Origin of the sequence: Vibrio sp. 10N.222.54.A3, from assembly GCF_041474095.1 — a bacterium.
In the GTDB taxonomy this organism is placed as follows: domain Bacteria; phylum Pseudomonadota; class Gammaproteobacteria; order Enterobacterales; family Vibrionaceae; genus Vibrio; species Vibrio crassostreae_C.
Window position 1 is genome coordinate 22,242 of sequence record NZ_JBFRTN010000117.1, and the last position, 6,361, is coordinate 28,602.

The window sequence follows — 6,361 nt, forward strand, 5'->3', positions numbered from 1 at the left end:
TGTTATCCTTTAATTTGTTCACGTATTAGACGGGCTAAGCCATCATGGTTGTTATCTGTTGAGCACACGCGTTGAACGTGTGATTTGACGATGTCATCAGCATTGAGCATCGCTACACCGAATCCGGCGTACTTAATCATGGATATGTCGTTGTGGTTATCACCGACGGCAATGACGTCATCGGCGTGATAACCGAGTTCTGCGATGTATTCAGCAAGGCGTAGGCCCTTACTGTTACCTTTTGCAGCAAAGTCGATTCGGTTTGACCAAGAACGCTCACCGTTGAAGTTCTCTCCTATCCATGGGTGTTGCATTAAACGGTCGACGGAATCTTGGCTCCCCTCTACCACAAACTTCCAAACGTGTTCAGCTTGTTGAGCTGTTTCTATGAATGATTCCACTTGGTAAATTTGAGGGCGATGCTGCTCTGGTGCCGTTTCTGCCCAACTTTCCAATGCCAACATGTAGGCAAATGGGTTGTAGTGTGAGTACGTCATGGCATGCGTGATGTACATGACCATTTTGAGCTGGAACTCGTCTGCCATATCGATGAAGGTCAGCGCTTTGTCTTTATCTATCGCGTTTTGAGTCAGTACCGTTTCAGTTTGATAGTCATAAACATAAGTGCCGTTACAGCAAATGATTGGCGTATCTAACCCCAATTCGTAGTAATAAGGTCGTGCTGCTGTGTGGTGTCGACCAGTCACAATCACGACATGACAACTTTGTTTGGCTTCTTGGATCGCCTTTTTTACTTCTGGATGAATCGTGTGATCATCCTTTAACACGGTTCCATCGAGATCTAACGCCAGCACTTTATACATAGAGTCCTCTACTTATTCCCTGAAGTCGGGCCTAATCAATATTGAAACTACTTAGAGTCGAAGCTCGTAACGGCTTACTTAAACGGCTTATTTAAACAAAAAGCCGATTTACTGTTGGCCGTAATAAGCATTTTCACCGTGCTTACGTAAGTAGTGTTTGTCGGATAGTTCTGGCTGAATTTTGATGCCGCTATTCAAGGTGCGCGTTGCCAACGCCATTGCCGACACTTCTTCTAATACCACCGCGTTATGAACGGCGTCGTTGGCATCTTTGCCCCAAGAGAACGGCGCATGTCCTGCAACAATCACACTTGGAACGGCCATTGGATCGATTCGACGTTGCTTGAACTCTTCAATAATCACCAAGCCAGTATTTTTCTCGTACTCTTCAGAAATTTCAGAGTGAGACAATCGACGTGTACATGGGATGTCACCGTAGAAATAATCAGCGTGAGTGGTGCCTAAGGCTGGGATGTCGATACCCGCTTGTGCCCAAATGGTGGCACTGCGTGAATGCGTGTGAACAATGCCACTCACTTCAGGGAAAGCTTTATAGAGCTCTAAGTGCGTTGCGGTATCGCTTGAAGGATTGAGTTTCCCTTCAACAACCTTGCCTTCGAGATCGACGACCACCATGTCTTCAGCCGTCATATCACTGTATTCGACACCTGATGGTTTAATCGCTATCACTCCGTTAACACGGTCAAACTCAGAGACATTACCCCAAGTAAATGTCACCAAACCGTATTTCGGAAGTTGCAAATTGGCTTCTAAAACACGTTGTTTCAATTGGCTATATTTAGACATCGTTGCCTCCTTACGCCGCTTCCGCTTGAAGCAATGCAGCATCAATTAAACGCGCCACTTCTTCTGGGCTTTTGCACGCGCGAAGTTTTGAGAAGTCTTCATCGAATTCAATCAAGTTCGCCACTTGCATGGTGCCTTCGATGTGCTCTTCTGAGTCCTTACCCGCTAGTGTTATCAGCACATCTACAGGCTCATCAACACCTTCAAACGTAATTGGCGTTTCAAGCACGGTTAGCGCAAACCCAGTACGAATAACACCGTCTTCAGGGCGGCAATGTGGCAGTGCGAACGCATCGTGAATACAGATATAAGGGCCTTCTTCACCAATCGCTTTGGTAATCGCGTCGTAGTAACGCTCTTCTGCAATACCCGCTTTCACCAATGCATCAGTCCCAAGCTTGATCGCCGCTTTCCAGTCAGCTGCTTTTGCGTTCAGTAGGATAGAGTTATTCTTGATAAGAGATTCTTTTAAGTTCATGTTATTGCTCACTTATATAATTTTTTTTATTGGCTCAGCAGTGCGACACCACTGAGCCGTTTTTAATTATTTATGGAAGTTGTTCTCGATGATGGAAACAAGTTCGTCGCCGAAAGTTTTCACCATAATCATGTTCTTAACCGCTAACTGTTGCTTACCTTCCGGCAGACCCGTGATCTTCGCTGCAAGAGCAACCGAAGTAACGATGATGTCGAATGAACCAAGGTGTGATTTGTAATCAGTGATGGCGCTGTTAAAGGTCGAGCTTGGGATGCCTTTCTTGTCCAAATACTCTTTGATTTTCTTAGAGCACATCATTGAAGAACCTTGTCCTGAGCCACAGCACACTAAGACACGAACCGGTTTCTGGTCAGCGGCTGGTGAGATTCGAGTTTCTGATGTTGTAGAAGCTGCCGTTGTTGAAACAGATGGTGCTTCAGCGGTTGCTGTCGATTGTTGTGGAACCGCGACTTCAACCTCAATACCTTCAGGCGTTACTGCGGTCATTGTTTCAGCAGCAGCTTCTGCGTCTTCTTCAGCTCGTAGTTGCTTAGAAGCGAAGTACATGTAGATGCCAGCCAAAGCCAAAATCACAAAGAAGAACATGCTAGAGCTTGAGATACCATGCATGATTGGTGGGAATACCAGAGCCCAGTCAGCCATGCCCATCCAGCCATTAAACTCAGTACCTGATTGAGCGAAGATATGGATTGCCCACGCAGAGCCAACCACTTCGATGATGCCCATCACGAAACAGATCTTCATCACCGCTTTCCAGCCACCAAAGTGGTTAGCAAACACACCGATAGTGGCGTTCGAGAAGAACATTGGGATAAAGCCAGGAATGATCATGATTGGTGCGTCAAACGCTAGCATTGCAAGAACAGCGGTGAATTGACCCACTGCGCCCCACATGAAACCAAATACCATTGCGTTAGGAGAGTAGGCGTAAATAGCAGCACAATCGATTGCTAAAACAGCGTTAGGAATAAGGCGTTGAGAAATACCGTTAAATGCCTCGGACAGTTCCGCAACGAACATGCGAACACCAGTAACGATGACTTGAATGGCAACAGCGAATTTCAAACCAGTTTCAAAAATGTAGATAAACCAGTGCGTTTTACCTGCCATGTCCTGAAGGTTATCAAGACCGAACGAAAGAAGAATAATGCCGAAGAAGCCAGTCATTACTAACGTTGTTGCAGCGATACTGTCGTGGAAAATGTGTAACCACTTAGGCAGTTTGATGTGGTCAACACTGTCGTTCTTGTCGCCAAGCTTCGGTGCAACCTTGGTGGCTACCCATGAAGCAAACTGTTGTTGGTGACCAATCGAGAAACCCGCACCACCAGTGACTTCTTGAGTCGGCTTGAACATGATGTTTGAGGAGATACCCCAGTACAACGCCATCAATATTGCTGAATAAATAATGGTTTCCCACATACCTGCACCAAGCACGAAGTAGAAAACAGCAATGAGGCCAGCTTGCTGGAACATGATATGCCCAGTCAGCATGATGGTTCTGATACCCGTAATACGTCGGAAGGCAACAAGTAGAATGTTTAGCCCAAGAGCCAGTAATACTGCATACCCAACCCAAGAGTAGTTGTCGCCCATGGTTTCCATGGTGGACATCATGGAGGTGTACGGGTCAATTACCGATCCCGTTAATCCATGTATTTCACTCATTTTTTCAATAACCGGTTTAAAACCCGCTACCAATGTTCCTGCACCTACCTGCACTATCATGAAACCAACGATGGTTTTAATAGAGCCGGAGATAACAGTTGTTGCGTCACGTTTTAGAAGGATGTAGCCGAGACAAGTAACAAGACCGAGTAGCAACGGTGCTTTGGTCATTACCTGACTGTAAAAAATATAGAAAATATCGTATAAGAATTCCATATCTTTACCCCTGATTGATTTTTAATTTTAATGATTTGTAGGATGTGATGATTCTAGTTTTGCTCACGAACTAGACTTTACCAATCAAAAGTAATCATTCAATGCTCACTTGTGATTACTTTGATTTATATCAATTAACCACACCCAGAATGTGCTTAATTGAGCTTTAGATCACACGTAAAAATTATAAATACAATAAAATCAACCACTTATAAAACATTGTGATTAATGTCTGGTTTTTATAGCGATGTGGTTTGACAATCATGATGGTGATTATTAGAATCAAAACAAATCAAAAGTAATCATTAAATTGTCACAACGACAAAAAGAGTGATAAATATGAATGAAGTACAAAGACATAACGGCATCTTGTCGCTGTTAGAAGATATGCAGACAATCAACGTCTCTCATATTATTGATAAATTTAGCGTTTCTCCTGCTACTGCTAGGCGCGATATCGCTAAGTTAGATGAAGTTGGCCGACTTAGAAAAATTCGAAATGGTGCGGAACGAGTAGAAACTCAGAAGAGAAAGTGGTCACCACTGAATATCAACAGCACTGAGTTCTATGAAGAGAAATCAGAGATTGCTCAAGCAGCTGCAGGGCTTTGTCAGGCTGGCGATACAGTCGTGATCAACTGTGGTTCGACGGCTTTCCTACTCGGTCAGCAATTATGTGGCGATGACGTTCAAATCGTAACGAACTACTTTCCACTCGCAAGCTACTTGATCAACGAAGATCATGACGATGTCATCATCATTGGTGGTCAATACAACAAAGCGCAGAACATCTTTCTAAACCCTGCCCCTAATTCATTAGGCGGCTATGCGGGAAACTGGATGTTCACCTCAGGTAAAGGCTTAACCGATGCCGGGCTGTACAAAGCCGACATGTTAACGGCCGTAGCCGAACAACAAATGCTCGAACAGGTCGATAAGCTTGTCGTCGTGGTCGATAGCTCAAAAGTTGGACAACGTACCGGAATGCTCTTTTGCAGCACCAAGCAAATAGACATTGTCATCACCGGTAAAGACGCCAATCCCGAAGTCGTAAAACTGATTGAAGCTCAAGGGACGCAAGTCATCCTAGTTTAAATCGCAGGGCTAACTAGCCCACCAATAATAATAAATTTAGCTCAGTGCCTTAATCCAAATTAAGGCGCTCGGCTCCCTACATCCAAAATTAATCAAATTATTGAAATAAAAGGTATTATCATGAGCAATGTAAACGAAATCACTCGCGAGTCTTGGATCCTAAATACATTCCCTGAGTGGGGCACATGGTTAAATGAAGAGATTGAACAAACAGTTGTGCAACCGGGTACCTTTTCTATGTGGTGGCTGGGTTGTACAGGTATTTGGCTAAAATCAGAAGAAGGTGCAAACCTATCAATGGACTTCTGGTGTGGTACTGGTAAAAAAACACAAGCCGTTCAAAAAATGAAAAACCAGCACCAAATGATGCGTATGGGCGGTGTGGAAGCACTTCAACCAAACCTACGTACCGCGATCTTCCCATTGGACCCTTTCGCTATCAAAGAGATCGATGCAGTTATGGCATCTCATGACCACGGCGACCACATTGATATCAACGTTGCAGCGGCAGTTCTACAAAACTGCGGCGACCACGTTAAATTCATTGGCCCTAAAGCGTGTGTTGATTTATGGATGAAATGGGGTGTGCCAGAAGATCGGTGTGTTATTGCTAAAGTTGGCGACGAGATCAAAATCAAAGACGTGAACATCAAGGTTCTTGACGCATTCGACCGTACAGCTCTAGTGACACTTCCTGAAGGAACATCTTCCCTAGACAAAGAAATTCTAGACGGAATGGACGACCGTGCAGTGAACTACCTAGTAGAAACAACAGGCGGTTCAGTTTACCACTCTGGTGATTCTCACTACTCAAACTACTATGCTAAACACGGTAATGACCACAAGATCGACGTTGCACTGCTTTCTTACGGTGAGAACCCACGTGGCGTAACAGACAAAATGACATCTTCAGACATTCTTCGTGCTGCTGAGTCTTTGAACTGTGAAGTAGTTGTTCCGTTCCACCACGACATTTGGGCTAACTTCCAAAATGACCCGCGTGAAATCGAAATGCTGTGGAACATGAAGAAAGAACGTCTTCAATACGGCTTCGCACCTTTCTTCTGGCAAGTTGGTGGTAAATACACATACCCAACAGATAAAGGCCGCATGCACTACCAGCACTTCCGTGGCTTTGCAGACATCTTCACAAATGACCCAGAACTGCCATACCGCGCATTCTTGTAAACATTAAGAAAAGCACTAACTAGGGAGCAATGCGCTCCCTTTTTTTAGGTTCATCGCGGCTTTC

Annotated in this window: 6 protein-coding genes; 2 read left to right on the forward strand and 4 right to left on the reverse strand. The window is 44.6% G+C overall.

All coding sequences use genetic code 11. The annotated features are described in order from the left end of the window. Window positions 1-2: 2 nt before the first annotated feature. The 4 genes from AB4507_RS20595 to AB4507_RS20610 form a co-directional block, all read right to left on the reverse strand. A complete protein-coding gene (locus tag AB4507_RS20595; protein ID WP_372103759.1) occupies window positions 3-824 on the reverse strand; it encodes a pyridoxal phosphatase in 822 nt (273 codons plus the stop codon). 108 nt (window positions 825-932) lie between these two features. Further along, on the reverse strand, window positions 933-1,631 hold the full coding sequence (locus tag AB4507_RS20600; RefSeq protein ID WP_017064003.1) for an L-ribulose-5-phosphate 4-epimerase: 699 nt from the start codon (window positions 1,629-1,631) through the stop codon (window positions 933-935). Window positions 1,632-1,641: 10 nt separating this feature from the next. Beyond that, window positions 1,642-2,109: a PTS sugar transporter subunit IIA gene (locus tag AB4507_RS20605; protein WP_017064004.1), complete on the reverse strand. Its 468-nt coding sequence runs from the start codon at window positions 2,107-2,109 to the stop codon at window positions 1,642-1,644. A 66-nt stretch (window positions 2,110-2,175) separates the two neighbouring features. Next, a complete protein-coding gene (locus AB4507_RS20610; protein ID WP_372183227.1) occupies window positions 2,176-4,014 on the reverse strand; it encodes a PTS ascorbate-specific subunit IIBC in 1,839 nt (612 codons plus the stop codon). Between the two features lie 339 nt (window positions 4,015-4,353). Between AB4507_RS20610 and ulaR the strand changes: the two genes are divergently transcribed. Together ulaR and ulaG are read left to right on the forward strand one after the other, a co-directional pair. Then, entirely contained in the window at window positions 4,354-5,109 is a 756-nt protein-coding gene (ulaR, locus tag AB4507_RS20615; RefSeq protein WP_017064005.1) for an HTH-type transcriptional regulator UlaR, read from the forward strand. Window positions 5,110-5,229: 120 nt separating this feature from the next. Continuing rightward, on the forward strand, window positions 5,230-6,297 hold the full coding sequence (gene ulaG, locus AB4507_RS20620) for an L-ascorbate 6-phosphate lactonase (RefSeq protein WP_017060922.1): 1,068 nt from the start codon (window positions 5,230-5,232) through the stop codon (window positions 6,295-6,297). Window positions 6,298-6,361 lie beyond the last annotated feature (64 nt).